General features: G+C 59.0%; 20 protein-coding genes and 1 riboswitch. Of the genes, 14 read left to right on the top strand and 6 right to left on the bottom strand.

Features of this window, described 5'->3' with window-relative positions; genetic code table 11:
• Window positions 1–55 precede the first annotated feature (55 nt).
• Window positions 56–1,030, top strand: a complete 975-nt coding sequence (locus PG871_RS10025; RefSeq protein ID WP_270729034.1) for a GlxA family transcriptional regulator — start codon at window positions 56–58, stop codon at window positions 1,028–1,030.
• A gap of 42 nt (window positions 1,031–1,072) precedes the next feature.
• On the opposite strand, the gene PG871_RS10020 is transcribed toward PG871_RS10025, so the two are convergent.
• From PG871_RS10020 to cobO, 5 genes are read right to left on the bottom strand one after another with little or no spacing between them, the layout of a single operon-like run.
• A complete protein-coding gene (locus PG871_RS10020; protein ID WP_270729032.1) occupies window positions 1,073–2,521 on the bottom strand; it encodes a cobyric acid synthase in 1,449 nt (482 codons plus the stop codon).
• Window positions 2,518–3,324, bottom strand: coding sequence for a metallophosphoesterase (locus PG871_RS10015; RefSeq protein WP_270729031.1), 807 nt, complete (start codon window positions 3,322–3,324; stop codon window positions 2,518–2,520). The genes PG871_RS10020 and PG871_RS10015 overlap by 4 nt, the downstream gene beginning before the upstream one ends.
• 4 nt (window positions 3,325–3,328) lie before the next feature.
• Window positions 3,329–3,673: a Lin0512 family protein gene (locus PG871_RS10010; protein WP_270729029.1), complete on the bottom strand. Its 345-nt coding sequence runs from the start codon at window positions 3,671–3,673 to the stop codon at window positions 3,329–3,331.
• Entirely contained in the window at window positions 3,670–4,020 is a 351-nt protein-coding gene (locus tag PG871_RS10005; RefSeq protein ID WP_270729027.1) for a Lin0512 family protein, read from the bottom strand. Before PG871_RS10005 ends, PG871_RS10010 begins: the two co-directional genes overlap by 4 nt.
• The gene (gene cobO, locus PG871_RS10000) at window positions 4,020–4,637 is read right to left on the bottom strand and encodes a cob(I)yrinic acid a,c-diamide adenosyltransferase (RefSeq protein ID WP_270729026.1); all 618 of its coding nucleotides are present in this window, start codon (window positions 4,635–4,637) and stop codon (window positions 4,020–4,022) included. Before cobO ends, PG871_RS10005 begins: the two co-directional genes overlap by 1 nt.
• 41 nt (window positions 4,638–4,678) lie before the next feature.
• Window positions 4,679–4,894: riboswitch (cobalamin riboswitch) on the top strand.
• A 77-nt stretch (window positions 4,895–4,971) separates the two neighbouring features.
• Here cobO and PG871_RS09995 point away from each other — a divergent pair.
• Genes PG871_RS09995 through cobJ form a run of 7 tightly spaced genes read left to right on the top strand, consistent with a single transcriptional unit; the run spans window position 4,972 to window position 12,931 of the window.
• Complete coding sequence (locus tag PG871_RS09995; RefSeq protein WP_270729024.1) at window positions 4,972–5,355, top strand: DUF1636 domain-containing protein; 384 nt, start codon at window positions 4,972–4,974, stop codon at window positions 5,353–5,355.
• Window positions 5,352–6,389 carry a cobalamin biosynthesis protein CobW gene (gene cobW / locus PG871_RS09990; protein WP_270729022.1) on the top strand — a complete coding sequence of 346 codons (1,038 nt, stop codon included), beginning with the start codon at window positions 5,352–5,354 and terminating at the stop codon, window positions 6,387–6,389. The genes PG871_RS09995 and cobW overlap by 4 nt, the downstream gene beginning before the upstream one ends.
• Window positions 6,390–6,395: 6 nt before the next feature.
• Window positions 6,396–9,683: a cobaltochelatase subunit CobN gene (gene cobN / locus PG871_RS09985; protein WP_270729021.1), complete on the top strand. Its 3,288-nt coding sequence runs from the start codon at window positions 6,396–6,398 to the stop codon at window positions 9,681–9,683.
• Complete coding sequence (locus PG871_RS09980) at window positions 9,680–10,825, top strand: cobalamin biosynthesis protein CobG (protein WP_270729019.1); 1,146 nt, start codon at window positions 9,680–9,682, stop codon at window positions 10,823–10,825. Before cobN ends, PG871_RS09980 begins: the two co-directional genes overlap by 4 nt.
• Window positions 10,825–11,454 carry a precorrin-8X methylmutase gene (locus PG871_RS09975; RefSeq protein ID WP_270729017.1) on the top strand — a complete coding sequence of 210 codons (630 nt, stop codon included), beginning with the start codon at window positions 10,825–10,827 and terminating at the stop codon, window positions 11,452–11,454. The genes PG871_RS09980 and PG871_RS09975 overlap by 1 nt, the downstream gene beginning before the upstream one ends.
• Window positions 11,451–12,182: a precorrin-2 C(20)-methyltransferase gene (gene cobI / locus PG871_RS09970; RefSeq protein WP_270729015.1), complete on the top strand. Its 732-nt coding sequence runs from the start codon at window positions 11,451–11,453 to the stop codon at window positions 12,180–12,182. Before PG871_RS09975 ends, cobI begins: the two co-directional genes overlap by 4 nt.
• A complete protein-coding gene (cobJ, locus tag PG871_RS09965; RefSeq protein ID WP_270729013.1) occupies window positions 12,179–12,931 on the top strand; it encodes a precorrin-3B C(17)-methyltransferase in 753 nt (250 codons plus the stop codon). The genes cobI and cobJ overlap by 4 nt, the downstream gene beginning before the upstream one ends.
• A gap of 23 nt (window positions 12,932–12,954) precedes the next feature.
• On the opposite strand, the gene PG871_RS09960 is transcribed toward cobJ, so the two are convergent.
• Complete coding sequence (locus PG871_RS09960; RefSeq protein ID WP_270730856.1) at window positions 12,955–13,686, bottom strand: cobalt-precorrin-6A reductase; 732 nt, start codon at window positions 13,684–13,686, stop codon at window positions 12,955–12,957.
• A gap of 1 nt (window position 13,687) precedes the next feature.
• Between PG871_RS09960 and cbiE the strand changes: the two genes are divergently transcribed.
• From cbiE to cobF, 6 genes are read left to right on the top strand one after another with little or no spacing between them, the layout of a single operon-like run.
• The gene (gene cbiE / locus PG871_RS09955; protein WP_270729012.1) at window positions 13,688–14,902 is read left to right on the top strand and encodes a precorrin-6y C5,15-methyltransferase (decarboxylating) subunit CbiE; all 1,215 of its coding nucleotides are present in this window, start codon (window positions 13,688–13,690) and stop codon (window positions 14,900–14,902) included.
• A complete protein-coding gene (locus PG871_RS09950) occupies window positions 14,899–15,264 on the top strand; it encodes a cobalamin biosynthesis protein (protein ID WP_270729011.1) in 366 nt (121 codons plus the stop codon). The genes cbiE and PG871_RS09950 overlap by 4 nt, the downstream gene beginning before the upstream one ends.
• Window positions 15,261–16,055: a precorrin-4 C(11)-methyltransferase gene (gene cobM / locus PG871_RS09945; RefSeq protein ID WP_270729010.1), complete on the top strand. Its 795-nt coding sequence runs from the start codon at window positions 15,261–15,263 to the stop codon at window positions 16,053–16,055. Before PG871_RS09950 ends, cobM begins: the two co-directional genes overlap by 4 nt.
• Window positions 16,048–17,370, top strand: a complete 1,323-nt coding sequence (locus tag PG871_RS09940) for a cobyrinate a,c-diamide synthase (protein ID WP_443020486.1) — start codon at window positions 16,048–16,050, stop codon at window positions 17,368–17,370. The genes cobM and PG871_RS09940 overlap by 8 nt, the downstream gene beginning before the upstream one ends.
• Window positions 17,367–18,089 carry a uroporphyrinogen-III C-methyltransferase gene (cobA, locus tag PG871_RS09935; RefSeq protein ID WP_270729008.1) on the top strand — a complete coding sequence of 241 codons (723 nt, stop codon included), beginning with the start codon at window positions 17,367–17,369 and terminating at the stop codon, window positions 18,087–18,089. The genes PG871_RS09940 and cobA overlap by 4 nt, the downstream gene beginning before the upstream one ends.
• On the top strand, window positions 18,086–18,844 hold the full coding sequence (gene cobF, locus PG871_RS09930; RefSeq protein WP_270729006.1) for a precorrin-6A synthase (deacetylating): 759 nt from the start codon (window positions 18,086–18,088) through the stop codon (window positions 18,842–18,844). The genes cobA and cobF overlap by 4 nt, the downstream gene beginning before the upstream one ends.
• Window positions 18,845–19,027 lie beyond the last annotated feature (183 nt).

Genomic DNA, 19,027 nt, shown 5'->3' with positions numbered 1-19,027 from the left:
GCGCCACTCTATCGCGATTGCACGACATCACTTTTGAATATACGTAATTTATGTGATGAAAACCGAAACACAGTCGATCTTCCAACCAAACCCCAAGCCGCTTTCAACAGCTATTCTTGTGCTGGATGACTGCAACACTCTCAGCTTCGCGGCAGCGGTTGACCCGATGCGGGCAGCCAACAGGCGCGCATCCAAATCATTGTTTGATTGGAGTTTTTTCACGTCAAACGGAGAGCAAGCCGCCCTTACCAGCGGATTGAAAATCACCGGGCCGGCGATTTCAAAGCTTTCCAAATGTGATCTTCTTTTGGTCGTCGCGGGCTTTCGCCTAGAAGAGCAGGCAACACCTTCATTGCTGGCCAGTTTGCGCCGGATCGCAAGCCAAGGCACCACAATCGCGGCAATCGACGGAGGCCCGTGGTTCTTGGCCCGCGCGGGGCTGTTGGACGGCCACAGCGCGACCACCCACTGGGAAGACCTGGAGGATTTTGCGACACGTTTTCCTCAGGTTAACACTCGGCGCGACCGGTTTTGTGTGTCAGGGCGTTTCGCCACTTCTGGTGGCGCGGCGCCGTGCATCGACATGATGCTGCACTTGATTGGCACCCGATTTGGAACCGATCTTGCCCGCAGGGTCGGCAGCGCGTTTCTATATGATCCATTGCCTGCAGGCAGCCCAACTCTCACTTCTGCGCCGCGCCCTGTGCGTCGCAATCCGCGTCTCGCCAGAGCGCTGGAGCGTATGGAGGCGACGATATCAGACCCGCTTCCAATCCCTCATATAGCCGCGCACGCCGGATTGTCACCGCGTGCACTGGAACTGCGTTTTAAGGCTCACTTGAGTCAATCGCCCAAAGCCACTTACCTGCAAATGCGTCTTGAAGAGGCTTTGCGGTTGGCGACCGATACGTCGCTTCCAGTTCGAGACGTGGCCCTCGCAACCGGTTTTCAGTCACCTGCGAACTTCGCACGGGCCTTCAAGATTGCCCACGGCCAATCCGTTCGTGACCTGAGAGCTCGCAGATCTTAACTGTTGATTTTACAATCATTTCTCTTGCAGAGAGGCTGTACTCTACCGTGCGATCGCCAATATTTCTGTGACGTCTAAATGCTCTTCAACATGGTCCGCCAAGCGATCCAGAACCGCCTCAACTGTTGCGTCATAACCCGCGTCCCCGATTGTCGCTCCCAGAGCTTTCAACCATGCCCTGCGAAATCCATCATCGCAAAACATCCCGTGCAGGTAGCTTCCGCTGACCCGCCCGTCGACTGACACGGCCCCTTCTTCCCGACCATCCACACGCGCAAACGGCCTCGCTCGATCGGTGCCTTCGGTGCGACCGATGTGGATTTCGTAGCCGCGAAACACCTCGCCGGAGGCAACGTGAACAGCGGCTGTTTCGGTCAGCCGTTTGTCAGGCGTCATCACGGTTTCCACATTCAGCAGTCCCAGGCCTTCGGTGTCGCCCTCTGGGCCTTCGATGCCTGCAGGGTCACGCACCCACTGACCAAGCATCTGATATCCACCGCAAATCCCGAGTACTTGCCCGCCGCGCCGCACATGTGCGACAAGGTCCACGTCCCACCCTTGCTCCTTCAGAAAAGCCAAATCACCCCGCGTGGATTTGCTGCCGGGAATAATGACAACATCCGTATCTCCGGGAATCGGCTCCCCCGCCCGAAGCATGGTCAGCGACACACCGGGTTCGTGTGCAAGCGGGTCCAGATCGTCGAAGTTTGCGATCCGCGATAATCCGAGACAGACAACTTTTAACCCGCCTTCGCGCGCAGCATTCTTGATGTCGAGCGCATCCTCGGCGGGCAATTTCCATGCCTCGTCAAAATACGGCAGCACGCCAAAGCCGCGCCAGCCTGTCGTCTCTTCGATCATCGCATAGCCGTCGTCAAACAGGCTTGGGTCCCCGCGAAATTTGTTCACCAAAAAGCCCGCAATCAAGCCCGCATCGTCCTCGGAAATCACCGCCTGCGTACCAACGATCTGAGCAATCACACCGCCACGATCGATATCGCCCGCCAGAACCACCGGCACATTGGCAGCCTGCGCAAAGCCCATGTTGGCAATATCGCCTTGCCGCAAATTGACCTCGGCAGGACTACCTGCCCCTTCGACAATCACCAAATCGCATTTTGATTTCAGACGGTTAAAGCTATCAAGCACCAGTTCCATTAACTGAGGTTTCAGCTTGCTGTATTCCCGCGCCTTCACCGTGGTCAGCCGCTTGCCCTGCACAACCACCTGCGACCCAACATCGGTTTCAGGTTTCAAGAGCACAGGATTCATGTCCACCACCAACGGCTTGCCACAGGCCAAAGCCTGCAAAGCTTGCGCGCGGCCAATCTCGCCGCCGTCGCTGGTCACCGCCGCATTATTGGACATATTTTGCGGCTTAAACGGCGCCACCGACAGCCCCCGCCGCGCCGCCGCGCGACACAGGCCAGCGACCAACATCGACTTACCGACATTGGACCCAGTGCCTTGGATCATCACAGCTTTGGTCATGTCAGTTCAACCATAGTTATTTCAGGCGGCGCTCCCCAACGCCATGGCAGGCCAGAGCACCCCAAACCGCGGGATACAACCAACCATCGGTCGTCCAGATTGTGCGCGCCATAGGCGAAGCGTGTACCGAACTTGGACGGCACATATATCGGTCGCCCAAACGGCAAAACTTGACCACCGTGTGTATGCCCCGACACAGTCAAATCAACATGCTTTGGAAGTGTGGCGAAGACGTCCGGCTCATGCGCCATCAAAATCGTAAAACGATCCGGATCGGTTTGCCGCAAGGTTTGGCCTAAATCGTCCCTTCCGGCAACAGGACGTCGGAACCTACGACAAAAGGCCATCTGAGATCCCAAACCGGCCAATGTGATTGGCGTTTGCCCATGCACGACGTCTATCGAAGAGTTTTCAAGCGTGCGTAAATCGGCACTTTCAAAAACGTTGTGCCAGACCGTCTGTTTCGTGTACCGGTCAGGGTCATTCCGCACCTGGCGCCAATCGTGATTTCCAAAAACGTTATACACCCCTAAGGGCGCTGAAAGCGCGGCAAGAACATTGGCGACCTCAGCCTCAGCGGGATTTTGGGAAAACGGGAGATGAGCCTCATAGTCACCCAGCAGCAGAATTAAGTCCGGCTGCTCTGCCTGCAAAACCTCGACCGCCTCCTGAAGAAACTCCAATGGACTCCATGGATGGCAAACGTGCGGATCTGCTAACAGACCGATCTGGAGTTGCTGCCCCCGAGGCCACCTTTGTGGCCGTATCGAATATTTTTGAACGTGAATATCAACGCTTGCCAAGAAATTACTCCATTTTCGGCAAGAACGCCTCGACCGCAGCGGAGGCGATAACCAACACGTTGCCATCGTCCGGATTGGTCACATTCATGCCGCCAAACACCGCTTTGACAGACGCTTTGCCACGCGGCAGATGTGCCACCAAGGCCACGCAGTCGACCTTGTCAGGTTCTTGAACGCCCACTGTGACCTGCACGCGCATCTCTTTGGGGTCTTTTCCCAAAGCCGCGAACATCGGGATAGATGAGTGGCGGATCGCGTCTTCGATCGCGCGAGCGCAAGCCTTGGTGTAATCCTGCCCGTATTGGCTGTTGCCCATACCCATTTCGATGATGAAGCGCTGATCGCTCATGCTGCATTCTCCACATCCATCGCCACAGAGATCGCGATATTGGCAATCACCGTTGGATTGCCGCCATCGTTCCTTGGCACATCCAACCCGCCTTTCACTGGATTTACAGTGACTTGGCCATAAGGAAAGATCGCGGCGATGGTCTCAACATCAATCTGCTCTGGCTGCTGTACGGCCACATCCACGGTGATGACCATCTCGGATTTGTCTTTGCCAAACAGCTCGGCAAGGTTGATCGAATTGTGCCACAGCGCGTCGCGCACAGCACGGCTCGCGGCCTCGGTATAATCCTGACGGCGCAGCGATGACCCCATACCAAATTCGGTCAAAAGGCGTTTGACTGTCATCAGAATTCCACCCCGGCCTGCGCCTTGATCCCATCGCGAAACGGGTGTTTCAGCAACGTCATCTCGGTAACCAGATCCGCAGCCTCGATCAATTCTTCCTTGGCATTGCGCCCCGTCAAAAGCACATGTGTCATCTCGGGTTTTTCGCTAAGCAAAAAATCCACCACATCGTCGATATCCAGATAATCGTTGCGCAGCGCGATGTTGATTTCGTCCAGCATAACAAACTGGTTGGCTGGATCACGGATCAGTTCTTTGGCCAACTCCCAGCCTGCTTCTGCTTTGGCAATGTCGCGTTCGCGATCCTGCGTTTCCCACGTAAAGCCTTCTCCGGACACGTGAAATTTCACCTCATCGGCAAAGTGCTCTTCCAGAAACGCTCGCTCTCCTGTCGCCATCGCACCTTTGATAAATTGCACCACAGCCACCGGCATCTCATGGGCGATGCAGCGCATGATCATGCCGAATCCCGACGACGATTTCCCTTTGCCCGGCCCCGTGTGCACCATGATCAGACCTTTTTCTTCGGTCTTGGTGGCCATCATCCGGTCGCGCGCGGCTTTGATTTTTGCCATTTTTGCCTTGTGGCGGTCGTTTTGGTCTGTGGTCTCTGACATAGATGCCTCTCCGTTCGCGCTTGACTCTGGTGTCATCATTGCCCATTCGGGATGACGCTGGTTCCTGTTCTTAGAGCAGGTGAAAAGGGAATGCGAAAGGGGTTGGATGACAACCCCGAAAACGCAGCCGCCCCCGCGACCGTGACCGGAGAGGTCCGCCACAGCCACTGGAGACATCCGGGAAGGCAGGGGGGCCGCAGACGCCAAAAGCGTCGAGATCCGCAAGCCGGGAGACCTGCCAGCGCGAGTGACATGAACCGGACGGGGTGTTTCGGTGTCGGGCTGTCCAACGGCTTCCCGCGCTTTCCCCGTCCCCAAAGAGGGACCGATTTTGATGGCTGACGCTTCTGCTCCAGTCGAATTGCTTGTCTGCACGACCTGCCGTGCCGGACGGCCAACCGACGCCGAAGGCCCCCGCCCCGGCACGCAGCTTTTTGATGCGCTTGCCGCGTCTGATCTGCCCGACAACGTGACCATCAAAGGCGTTGAGTGTTTCTCCAATTGCGACTTTGGCTGTTCCATCACTGTGCGCGGTGGTGACGAGCGCTGGACCTATGTCTATGGCAATTTCACAGGGTCTGAGGACGCCGAACTGGTCGCTGATGGCATCACCAAATATGCCGCAACCGCGGATGGTCTTGTGCCGTGGCGCGAACGCTCGACCCATTTCCGTAAAAACTGCATCGCCCGCATTCCCCCACTGGAGATCCCCGAATGAGCAACCTTGAAAAACTGCCTGTCACCGTCATCACTGGCTTTCTAGGCTCTGGCAAAACCACGCTGGTGCGCAATCTCATTCAGAACCCGCAAGGCAAGCGCCTCGCAGTGATTGTGAACGAATTTGGCGACGTCGGTGTGGATGGCGAAATCCTGAAATCCTGCGCGATCCCTGACTGCCCTGCCGAGAACATTCTCGAACTGGCAAACGGCTGCATTTGCTGTACCGTGGCGGATGATTTTATTCCGACGATCGAAGCGCTTATGCAGCTTGATCCCCGTCCCGAACATATCCTGATCGAGACCTCTGGATTGGCCCTGCCCAAACCCTTGCTCAAGGCCTTTGACTGGCCAGATATCCGCTCCAAAATCACCGTTGATGGCGTGATCGCACTGGCCGATGCGGAAGCCGTGGCCGATGGCCGCTTTGCCCCTAACGTAGCCGCAGTGGACGCCCAGCGCGAAGCCGATGAAGGTCTGGACCACGAAACACCCCTGTCAGAGGTGTTTGAAGATCAGATCAGCTGCGCCGACATTGTCTTGCTGACCAAGCCCGACCTTGCCGGCCCCGAGGGTGTGGCCAAAGCCAAAGAAATCGTACTGGCAGAAGCACCGCGCCCGCTGCCTGTGGTCGAAGTCGCCGAAGGCGAAGTGGACCCGCGCGTGATCCTTGGCCTTGAAGCCGCCGCCGAAGACGATATGGACGCGCGTCCAAGCCACCACGACGGCCATCACGACCATGAGCACGACGATTTCGAAAGCATCGTTGTGGATGTGCCGGAGCAATCCGACCCCGCTGCTTTTGCCGCGAAGATCGAGAAAATGGCGAAGGAACAGAACATCTTGCGCGTCAAAGGCTATGCGGCCGTGACTGGCAAACCTATGCGTTTGCTGGTGCAAGCCGTAGGCGCGCGCGTACGTCATCAGTTTGACCGCCCTTGGAAAGCCGAAGAAGCCCGTCAGGGCCGGATGGTCGTGATTGCGGAACATGACGACGTAAATGTCGAAGCGATCCGCGCGGCTCTGCTAGACTAAGCCGACATGCACGTAGTCTTTCGCGAAAGCCATGGCCTTGACGAGGCCGACACCCCGATCGATCTGGGACAGTCCCCGGCCGATCTTGTGGTGCTGTCATTTTCTGACAGCGATCTCGGGGCTTTCGCGGCGGGCTGGCATCGCAGCGACGGAGATTTGCCACCTCTGCGGCTTGCCAATCTTACTGCGCTCAAACATCCGCTGTCGGTGGACACCTATATCGAGCAAACCCTGGCTGGCGCCAAAGCCATCCTGATCCGTTTGATCGGCGGCATTTCTTACTGGCAATACGGCATCCAACAGGTGCAGGCTTTGGCCGCAGATAAAGGCATCGCGTTGGCGGTTCTGCCAGCGGATGGCCGCCCTGATGAGCGGCTGGATGAGGTTTCGACCCTGCCTGTCTCGACGCTGCACCGCCTGACACATCTGTGCGACACCGGCGGCGCGATTGCCGCCCAAGCCGCTCTGGCGCAACTGGCTTTGGCGGCGGGTCTTTATGCGCGGCCGGTTGTCGGTTCCAAAGCCCTGCCCGATCACGGTGGCTGGACACCGGAAAGTGGCCTTTGCGATCCAATCAAAGCGCGCGATACCGACAAGCCTTTGGTTGCGCTGACGTTTTACCGCGCCTACGTAAGCGCCGCTGACACCGCGCCAATCGAGGCTATGTTCACCGAGTTCCGCAGCCGCGGCTTTGACGTGGTTGGCCTGTTTGCGCCCTCGCTCAAAGTGCCCGCCTCGGCGACTTGGTTGGCCGAAATATTAGCATCCCTGCACCCTGCGGCCATCGTCAACGCCACCTCATTTTCCGGCAAAGGCGACGACGGCACATCCCCGCTCGACGCAACCGACGCGCCTGTATTTCAGGTCGCCTTGGCCACGTCGCGCAAAAAGGCATGGGCCGAAGCCGAACGCGGCCTCGCGCCAGCCGATCTCGCAATGCATGTGGTCCTGCCCGAAGTGGACGGGCGGCTGTTCGCGGGCGTCAGCTCCTTCAAGGAACCCGGTAAAAAAGACGACGCGCTGGAATATTCCCGCTTTGCGCACCGCGCTCTGCCAGACCGGATCACCGCCATCGCCGACAAGGTCGAAGGCTGGGTGCAACTTGCTGCCAAGCCAAACGCCGACAAACGCGTCGCCTGTGTGCTGTCCACCTATCCGGGCAAAGACTGGAACATGGCCCATGCGGTTGGTCTGGACCCGCTCGCGAGTGTTGATGCGTTGATGGATGATCTGACGCAGGCAGGCTTCACAACCAACCAACCAAAGCCACCTCTGGCTGAGGCGCTGGTGTCGGAAACGCTGACATACCCGCTTGCCGACTATCTTGCGGCTCTGGCCGACCTACCGCAATCTCTGCAAGACGATCTGGCCTCCGCTTGGGGCACGCCGCAAGACGACCCGGCATTCACAAACGGCGCGTTCCACTTCAAAGCCACGCACCACGGCAATGCGCTTGTCGCACTGCAACCCGAGCGGGGCAGTGATCAGCAACGTGAAGATGAATACCACGACCTGACCCGAGTGCCGCGCCACAGCTACGTCGCCTTTTACCTTTGGCTGCGCCACTCGCTTGGGTCTGACGCGATGATCCATGTCGGCGCGCACGGCACGCTTGAGTGGCTGCCGGGCAAATCTGTTGCCTTGTCTGACACTTGCTGGCCTGAAGCCCTGATTGGCGATCTGCCGGTGATCTATCCGTTCATCGTCAACGACCCCGGCGAGGCCGCGCAAGCCAAGCGCCGTATCAATGCGCTGACGCTGGGCCATGTGCCGCCGCCGCTCAAGACATCCGCGACGCCACAACGGTTTACACGTTTGGAAACGCTGTTGGATGAGTTTTCAAACGCTGACGGGCTTGATCCCAAGCGCCGTGACCGTCTGCAAAGCGACATCAAAGACGAAGCCGAAGCGCTTGATCTTCAGACCGAACTTGGACTGACTTCGGCGACCTCCTTAGCCGAAGCGATCACCCGCATCGACACCTTTGTGTGTGACATCAAAGAAAGCCAATTTGGCGACGGACTTCATATTTTTGGCCGCGCGCCTCAAACCGCAGGCAGCTTTGACGCGACCCCGTCTGCCAAAGCCGAAAGCGATGCGCTGTTGCGCGCACTGAGTGGCAAACGGATCGAGGCAGGCCCGTCCGGCTCGCCCTATCGCGGGCGTCACGACGTCCTGCCAACGGGCCGCAATCTTTATACCACCGACCCACGGTCTGTACCGTCGCGCTCGGCCTATGCCCAAGGCGTAAAACTGGCCGAAGAACTGGTGCGCCGCCATCTGCAAGAAGACGGTGACTACCCCAAGAACCTGATCGTCGACCTTTGGGGAAGTGCCACCATGCGCACCGCAGGCGAAGAATTCGCCATGGCCCTGCACCTGTTGGGCGCAAAGCCTGTATGGGACGAAGGGTCCGAGCGGGTGTCCGGCGTCGAAATCCTGCCCATCGCCTTGCTTGAACGCCCCCGCGTCGACGTGACTTTGCGTGTCTCGGGCCTGTTCCGCGACGTGTTCCCGACGCTATCCACCCTCTTTGGCCAAGCGGTCAAAGCCTTGGCTGAACGCGACGAAGCGCCGGATTGGAACCCGTTTGCTGGCCGTATCACCGCGCCGCGCGTCTATGGCCCTGCCCCCGGCAGCTATGGCCTTGGCATGGGACACGAGATTGAAAACTATTCTGACGAAGGCCGTCAAGCCGCGGGCGAGGCATGGCTCAACGCGTCTTCTTATGCGCTGGATGGCGAGAAAATCGCCAAAGACGCCGAGGGCATCCGCGCCCGCGTGGGTGCCGCCGACAGCTTTGTCCACCTGCAAGACCTACCTGAAACCGACGTGCTTGTGGCCTCGGACTACGCAGCTCATGAGGCCGGATTTGCCGCCGCACAAGCCGTGACAGGCGGCTCTGCCAACCTGTATCACGTGGACAACACCAACCCCGAAAATCCACGCGCCCGCAGCCTGACCGAAGAAATTGCGCGCGTGGTGCATGCCCGCGCCACCAACCCCGATTGGCTGGCTGGCATGATGCGCCACAGCTTCCGCGGTGGTGCCGAAATCGCCGCAACGCTGGATCACATGGCGGCATTTGCCAATCTCGCAGGCGCAGTGCCACCGCAGCTTTTTGATGCTTACTACGACGCAACCCTCGGCGATCGGGACATCATCGACTTTCTATCACGCGAAAACCCGCAGGCGCTTGAGGCGATGCGCGACCGGTTTGCTGCTCTTCATGCTGCCGGTCTTTGGGCCACACGGCGCAATTCGATCCTTGCGGAACTGGAGCAAACCGCATGACCCAAACTCCGCCTTCTCCGTCTGTCAAAGGTTGGTGCCCCGGCGCCTATCGCCCGATGATGTCGGGCGACGGATTGGTGGTACGTGTGCGTCCCGTATTGGCACGCCTCACGCGGGATCAAGTGTTTGGTCTTTGTGACACGGCTTTGGCGTTTGGCTCGGGACTGATTGATCTAACCAGCCGGTCCAACTTGCAAATACGAGGCGTGACGGAGGGCAATCACCAAGCTGTGCTCGACCGCCTGCAAGACATTGGCTTGCTGCCCGACGATCCTATTCTGGAGGGCCGCCGCAACATCCTGATTGCGCCGATGTTGTCCAAAGGTGACAACACCACGCGGCTTGCCACTGACCTCATGGCGCGGCTTGGCGACTTGCCAGAGCTGCCCGCCAAAATGGGCTACGCCATCGACACAGATATCGCGCCGCAGTTCACTCAGAACTCGGCGGACTTTCGGTTTGAACGCACGGCCACAGGCGATTTGATCCTGCGCGCGGACGGCATGTCCCGAGGCCGCGCAGTGACTGTCGACACAGCCATTGATGCGCTAATCGAAATGGCTGACTGGTTTGTCGCTACAGGCGGGCGCGAAAACCGCCGCATGGCGCGCCACACGATGCTGACAACCCTGCCCGCAGACTGGCAAGCCGTGCTACCCGCGGCCCCGGCCCAACCTTTGAAGCCTGGCCAAACCGCTCTTGGCGCCGTCTTTGGCGTGGCGTTTGGCCAGATCGAAGCAACCGCCCTAAAGACCTTGATGACCGCCACCGCTGCCAAAGCGCTGCGCGTCACCCCATGGCGGCTGTTCCTGATGGAAGGCGCCGAAATGGCCGAAACCGCCGCCTTTATCACCACCGCCACCGATCCGCTTTTGACCACCGACGCCTGCCCCGGCGCACCGCTGTGTGCCATCGCCACAGTGGAAACGCGCGAAATCGCCCGCTCCTTGGCTGGTCAGTTCACCGGCCCTCTGCATGTGTCGGGCTGTGCCAAAGGATGCGCCCGCCCGCGGGCTTGCGCCACCACGTTGGTGGGCCGCGACGGTGCGTTTGATCTTGTTCGAAACGGCACACCGTGGGATCAGCCCACAGAAACCGACCTCACGCCGGACAGTCTTGTTAAAGCCTTAGGAACGCATTGATGCCTTATGAGTACGAAAAGAACGGTCAAGCGATCTATGACGAGAGCTTTGCCACAATCCGGCGCGAGGCCAACCTAAGCGCGTTTGACCGCGACGAAGAACAAGTGGCCGTGCGTATGATCCATGCTGCCGGCATGATCGGGCTTGAAAAGCACGTCAAATTCTCGCCCGGCATGGTCGCCGCCGCTCGCAGCGCAATGGAGGCCGGTGCGCCGATCTTTTGCGACGCGCGTATGGTCAGCGAAGGCGTCACCCGCCCTCGTCTGCCCGCCGACAACGAGGTGATCTGCACACTGCACGCCGACGGAATCTATGAGCTGGCCAAAGAGATCGGCAACACGCGGTCTGCGGCTGCGCTTGAGCATTGGCGCGACAAGCTTGGGGGTGCAATTGTCGCCATCGGCAATGCCCCGACTGCGCTTTTCCACCTGCTCAACATGTTGGAAGATCCCGACTGTCCCCGCCCCGCCGCCATCATCGGCTGCCCCGTCGGCTTTATCGGCGCGATGGAAAGCAAAGACGCGCTTTGGGCCGACCAACCCGTGCCATGCATGATTGTTCAAGGCCGCCTTGGCGGTTCTGCCATGACTGTGGCCGCCATCAACGCCATTGCGAGCCGAAAAGAATGACCCAAACCGGAACCATCCACGGCGTGGGCCTTGGCCCGGGCGATCCCGATTTGATGAGTGTACGCGCGCACCGGTTGCTGACCGGCGCGAAACATGTCGCCTTTTTCCGCAAAGCTGGCCGAAAAGGCCAAGCGCGTCAAATTGTTGAAGGCCTTTTGCCTGACAGCGTCATCGAATTCCCTATGGAATACCCTGTCACCACGGAAATCCCTCTTTCGGATCCGCGCTACAATCAGATGCTTTCAGCCTTTTATGAAGACGTCACCCAACACCTCATCACATTGGCAAAAGGCGGCGAAGATGTGGTCGTGCTATGTGAGGGCGATCCGTTCTTTTACGGCTCTTTCATGCATCTTTATGCCCGTCTGCGCGACGTCGTGCCCGTGCAAGTCGTGCCTGCCATCACCGGCATGTCGGGCGCATGGACTGCCACCGAGGCGCCCATCACATGGGGCGACGATGTGTTGACAGTGTTGATGGGCACCCTGCCCCAAGACACGTTGTCGGACTATATTGCGCGCACGGATGCGCTGGTGATCATGAAAATTGGCACCAATTTTGACAAGGTGATCGCCGCTCTGAAATCGGGTGGCCGCTTTGATGACGCATGGATCGTGCAATACGCCACGATGGCCAAGCAAACCGTCACCAAGCTTAGCGAAATGACCGACGACGTGACGCCTTACTTCTCGATCATTGTGGTGCACGGCCAAGGACGCCGCCCATGAGCGGCTGGGTGCAAATCGTCGGCATCGGCCCCGGTGACGCGGCCCTCGTGACACCACAAGTCCAAGAGGCTTTGGCGCAGGCCACGGATGCGGTCGGCTATATTCCTTATGTCGAGCGCGTGTCTGACAACCCGAACCTTACGTTGCACCCTTCTGACAACCGCGTCGAACTCGACCGCTCGCGGCATGCGCTTGAAATGGCGGCAGACGGCAGGCGGGTTGTTGTGGTGTCGTCTGGCGACCCCGGCATCTTTGCAATGGCGGCTGCGGTCTATGAAGCGGTCGAACACGGCGACCCAATTTGGCGCGATCTCGACATCCGCGTGTTGCCCGGCATCACAGCTATGCTGGCGGCTTCGGCGGCTTGCGGCGCGCCCTTGGGCCATGATTTCTGCGCCATAAACCTCAGCGACAACATGAAGCCTTGGGAGCTGATCGACAAACGCCTACGTCTCGCAGCAGAAGCCGATTTCGCGATGGCGTTTTACAACCCGCGCTCCAAATCCCGCCCTGAAGGTTTTAAAAAGGCGCTCAAAACGCTCAAGGAAAGCTGCGGCGATAATCGCCCGATGATCTTTGCCCGCAATGTGTCACGCCCTGATCAAACCATCAAAATTGTGCCCTTACAGGATACCTCGCCGGACATGGCCGACATGCGCACCGTGGTTTTGCTTGGCTCAAGCCAGACCCGGATCATCGCAAGAGATGGCACGCCTATGGTTTACACGCCGCGATCGGTGGCAAAATGAACGTGGTCCGTCGGCCATACGAGTCAGGTGGTCGCCCAGTCCAAAACCGACTTTATCGTCGACATCTCCTGACGGGTAGGCACCTCGGGCCGATCAATCATTACCACTGGCACGCCCAATTCTCGGGCCGCGAACAGTTTGGCTTCGGCCCCGACGCCGCCACTGTTTTTACAAATCACCAGATCCACCCCATGCGATTGCATCAACGCACGGTCGCCGGCCACGTCAAACGGCCCACGCGACACAACTATGCTGTGCGAGGGCAAGTCGGGCGCAATCTGCGGTACATCCACCAGTCGAAGAATGTAGTGATGCTGCGGCTTGGAGGCAAAAGCAGACACGCTCTGTTTGCCCAGCGCCAGCAACACCCGCCTAGCCGGGCCTCTCAAGGTAGAAACTGCGCCGTCGATATTCGCAACATGTGTCCAATTATCGCCATCACCCGCAGTCCAGACCGGCCGGGAAAACGCAACAAGCGGAACGCCAGCGGCCTCGCATCCATGGTAGGCATTCCAACTCATCTGCGCGGCAAACGGATGCGTGGCGTCCACAACATGTGTGATGTTATGCTGCTGGATATAGTTCGCGAAACCGACAACGCCACCAAAGCCGCCGATCCGCGTCGGGACAGGTTGCGTTTTGGGTGCGGCGACGCGTCCGGCATAGGAAAACACCGCGTCCACGCCTCGATCCGCCACGGCACGGGCCAACAGGCTGGCCTCGGTGGTGCCGCCGAGAATAAGGAGTTTGGTCATCATGAAAGGTGATCCCCTGCTCACCGAGTGCTGGCTGACCATTGTCGGTCTGGGCGAAGATGGCCCAGATGGCCTGTCGCTCGCAAGCCGGAAAGCACTTGAACAGGCCGAGACCGTTATGGGCGCGGCACGACATCTGTCTTTGCTGCCGGAGTTGGCATGCGAAACCGTCACATGGCCAATACCTTTTGCTGAGGGGATCCCCAAATTGCTCGCGCGGCGTGGGCGCAAAACGGTTGTGCTCGCGTCTGGCGATCCCTTTTGGCATGGCGCAGGCGGCGCGTTAATGGCCCATCTAGACCCCGCAGAATGTCGGGTCTTGCCTGCGCCGTCCACAATGTCTTTGGCCGCTGCCAAACTCGGCTGGCCTCTGGAAAAAACCATTACTCTTGGATTGCATGCCGCACCATTTTCAAGCCTGCGTCGCCACGCGGCTGCGGGCCAAAATGCGATCGTCACCCTGCGCGACGGAACGGCGGTTGGCGATCTTGCCAATTGGCTGGTGGATCACGGTTTTGGTGCATCCGAGATGCACGTCATGGAGGCAATTGGCGGGCCGCGTGAACGAGTGAGACAGACAACCGCTGAAAGCTATGACTTGACCGATGTGGCGCACCCCGTGTGCGTCAGTCTGGTTTTTCATGGCTCAGGATTACCTTTGCCCACGACCTCTGGCATTGACGACGAATTCTTTGAACACGATGGTCAGATCACCAAGCGTCCGGTGCGGGCCTTAACACTGTCCGCACTCGCGCCGCGGCCCGGCGAACGGCTGTGGGACATCGGCGGGGGTTCTGGCTCCATTGCCATTGAGTGGCTGCTTTCGCACTCAACGACGCAGGCCGTCTCTGTTGAAGCGAACGCTGCGCGGGCAGCGCGTATCACCGGTAATGCCACCAATCTGGGCGTTGACCGACTGAGAGTGGTCACAGGCACTGCGCCCGCCGCTCTTAATAATCTGCTGACACCGGATGCGGTGTTCATTGGCGGTGGCATCACCTCGCAAATGCTTGAGGCAGTTTGGACGCAGATGCCGGACGGCGCTCGCCTTGTTGCCAATGCGGTCACTCTTGAGGCAGAGGTTTTGCTTGCTGATTGGCACGCAGAAAAAGGCGGCGACCTCTTGCGTATCGAACTGGCGCATGCAAATGCCTTGGGCCGCAAACGTGGCTGGAAATCCAGCTATCCTATCGTGCAATGGAGTGTGTCCAAATGATCGTTGCAGGGTTCGGCTTTCGCGCCGACGCCACCATTGACAGCCTTGAGAACGCATTGACGGCCACCGGTGCGCGCAAGATCACCGCGATCGCCGCGCCGGTGGACAAGGCTCAAAGCGAAGCGTTGCAAGAACTTGCAAGCGCTTTGGGCATGCCTGTGATCGAAATACCGGCCGAGTTGATGCAGTCCGCATCCACCATGACAGACTCAGCCAAGGTACGTGAAAAACGCGGCACAGGATCTGTTGCGGAAGCCTGCGCACTCGTTGCTGCTGGAGACGGAGCCACTCTCACCGGACCACGGGTGGTTTCCAAGGACCGGCTTGCCACCTGCGCAATTGCGCGTGGGGTGCGCTCATGACCGTACATTTCATTGGGGCCGGTCCAGGAGCTGCTGATTTGCTGACCCTGCGCGGGCGCGACCTGATCGCCGCTAGTCCGGTCTGTCTTTACGCAGGTTCGCTGGTGCCTGACACCGTTCTGTCGCACTGCCCTAAACACGCGCGCGTCATCAATACCGCGCCTTTGGATCTCGATGCCATCGTCGCTGAATGCAAAACAGCGCATGATGCGGGCCAAGACGTCGCCCGTCTGCACTCCGGCGACCTGTCGGTGTGGTCGGCAATGGGTGAACAAATCCGCCGGTTGCGTGCCGAGGGCATCCCGGTTTCTGTCACACCGGGCGTGCCCAGCTTCGCCGCAGCTGCCGCAGCACTGCAAACCGAGCTCACCTTGCCGGGCCTTGCACAATCTGTGGTGTTAACCCGCACACCGGGCCGCGCATCTACGATGCCAGAAGGCGAGACGCTAACCAATTTTGCGGCAACCGGCGCGACGTTGGCCATCCACTTGTCTATTGGCAACCTCGACCAGGTGATCGCTGACCTGACACCGGCCTATGGTGCGGATTGCCCAGTTGCCGTCGTTTATCGCGCCAGTTGGCCCGATCAACAGATCATCCGCAGCACTCTAAAAACACTAGCGCAGGCTGTGACCGCAAACATCACCCGCACAGCATTGATCCTTGTAGGGCCAGCGCTGGCTGGTGAAGGATTTGACGAAAGCTGCCTCTACGCCAGCGAATACGATCGCCGGTACCGACCACAAACGGCCAACAGCCAGTGGTCCGGTTGGCAACACGGAGATGACTGACATGACCACCCCGCCCCCCGGCATCCTGATCTCCGCGCCATCTTCCGGCACCGGCAAAACCACCGTTATGCTAGGGCTGCTGCGCGCATTGGCCGAAGACGGACTCAAGGTGCAACCATTCAAATCCGGCCCCGACTACATCGATCCGGCGTTTCACCACGCCGCTGCCCGCCGCCAGGCCTTTAACTTAGACACATGGGCGATGCCTTCCGAGCTTGCGGGCGGCATCGCCGAACAGGCCATGGGCGCCGACATCGTCGTGGCCGAAGGCTCAATGGGGCTGTTTGATGGCGTCGCAACACGCGGCGAAAATGGCTTTGGAAGCTCGGCAGAAACCGCATTGATGATGGGATGGCCGGTGGTTCTGGTAATTGACGTCGGCGGCCAAGCACAATCAGCGGCCGCGACTGCTTTGGGATTCAAAACATACAACCCAACACTGCCCTTCGCAGGTGTGATCCTGAACCGCTGCGCGTCGCCCCGTCACGAACGGCTAGCGCGCCTCGGTATGGATCAGGCGGGCATAAACGTGCTTGGCGTGCTGCCGCGTCGCGGGGACCTTGCCCTGCCTGAACGCCACCTTGGCCTCATTCAGGCGGTCGAACATCCCGATCTCGAAGAAGCTATCACCGGCTATGCAAAGTTCCTGCGGGATCATGTGGACCTTGCCGCCATCAAATCCGCAGCGCGCGCCGGAGACGCAAAAACCGGCACGTTGCCCAAACCGCCTGCTCAACGCATTGCGCTGGCCCGCGATGCGGCCTTCAGTTTTACCTATCCGCATTTGTTGACCGGATGGCGTAACGCTGGCGCGGAAATCTTACCGTTCTCACCGCTTGCAGACGAAGCCCCTGCCGGCGATGCCGACCTAGTGTGGTTGCCCGGCGGCTACCCAGAATTGCACGCGGGTCGTTTGGCTGCAAACAAGACCTACCTAAGCGGACTGCGCAAACACGCCGAAACCAAACCGGTGCACGGCGAGTGCGGTGGCTACATGGCGCTTGGCTCAAAGCTGATCGACAAGGACGGCATCGCCCATGAAATGGCAGGCCTTTTGGGGCTTGTGACCTCATATGAGAAACGCAAGTTTCACCTCGGCTACCGACAGGCCACTTTGCGGGCCCCAATGCTAGGGTTTGACTCGGGCGCACGTTTGCGTGGCCATGAGTTCCACTACACCACTATTCTGGACGAACCCGACGCACCGCTGGCGAATGTTGGTGATGCAGATGGCAATCCAGTACCAGAGACCGGCTCAATCAAAGGCCACGTCACAGGCACCTTTTTCCATTTGATCGCAGAGGCAGGCCAATGACCGGCTTTGTCAGCTTCGTAGGTTCCGGCCCCGGTGACCCTGAGCTTTTGACCCTTAAGGCTGTGGACCGGCTCCAAAATGCCGAGGCCGTGTTGTTTGACGATCTGTCGGCGGGCAGGATTCTTGAGCATGCCAAAACAGACGCCGACCTCGTGGGTGTTGGCAAACGCGCGGGTCGCCCCTCACCCAAACAGGACCATGTTAGCCAGTTGTTGGTGGATTACGCCAAAGGTGGTGCACGTGTAGTGCGATTGAAATCCGGTGACAGTGGCATTTTCGGCCGCCTTGAAGAGGAAATTGCAGCACTGCAAGAGGCCGGCATCGATTTTGAAATCGTGCCAGGTGTGACGTCCGCCAGCGCGGCGGCGGCCGCAGCTCGTATTCCGCTGACCCGCCGGCTTGTGGCACGGCGCGTGCAGTTTGTAACCGGCCACGATGTGGCTGGGGCCCTGCCCGATGACCTGCATCTTCAATCGCTGACTGACCCCGGTGCGACCACCGTGCTGTTTATGCCCAAACGCACGTTCCCTGAACTTGCGGAAAAACTTTTTAACGCCGGCCTGCGTCGAGACTGCCCTGCTCTTTTGGCCGAAAATGTCAGCCACCCAGACCAGACATTGACCCGCACAACCATGCAGGATCTCGCCACACAATTGGCCAAAGACATCTCTTCTGCGCCCGGCATCATATTGTTTGGTGAACTGGCGGAAAGCCCATGATCACGCTGTCGCTTGTCGGTATTGGCTCAGGCAACCCCGACCACCTTACCCGTGAGGCGATCAAGACTCTGGACAGTGCCGACGTGATCCTGTTGCCACGTAAAGGCGCGGAAAAATCGGACCTCGCCGACCTGCGCCGTATGATCGCAACCGAGATCCTGACCACGGCGCCGGAAATTATCGAATTCGACTACCCTGTGCGCGATGCGAATACTCCCAAATACCTTGATGGCGTCGACACCTGGCACGATGCCCTCGCCGGCATTTGGCAAAACCTGATCACAGACCACATCCAGCCTGACGGTCGCGTTGCCTTGATGGTTTGGGGCGACCCGTCGCTATATGACAGTACGTTGCGCATTTCGGATCGCTTGATCGCACGCGGGACACCTTTGCGGGTCAACGTCGTGCCTGGCATCACGTCACTTCAGATGTTGACTGCGGCGCACACCATACCACTCAACACGCTGGGCGCTCCGGTTTTGATCACCACAGGCCGAAATCTGCGCGACGCCGGATGGCCGCAGGAGGCTGACACAGTCGCGGTCATGCTGGATGGAGAGTGCTCTTTCTCTCATCTTGATCCGACGGGCATTCACATTTGGTGGGGCGCCTATGTTGGCATGCCACAACAGACTCTGATGTCTGGTCCGCTGGGCGAGGTCGGCGACAAAATCATCCAAGCCCGCGCAAATGCACGCGCCGAATCCGGTTGGATCATGGACATCTATATTCTGCGAAAAACCGACCACTAGGCTGACATTTTTAGCAGTCGACCTCACACTGTCGCACCCCAATTGAAGAAAATCAGTCCATTGGCCAACCGGCAAATACGTCGTTCTACGCAGACGATCACACGCCATTTCGGTGGCTTTTCCCCGCTCCCCCCCCGAAACCGACGCCAATCAGCGTCAGACTTTGGCAATTTTTTGACAATT

The organism is Shimia sp. Alg240-R146, from assembly GCF_947331465.1.
In the GTDB taxonomy this organism is placed as follows: Bacteria; Pseudomonadota; Alphaproteobacteria; order Rhodobacterales; family Rhodobacteraceae; genus Shimia.
This window is presented reverse-complemented; position numbering and strand designations above follow the sequence as displayed.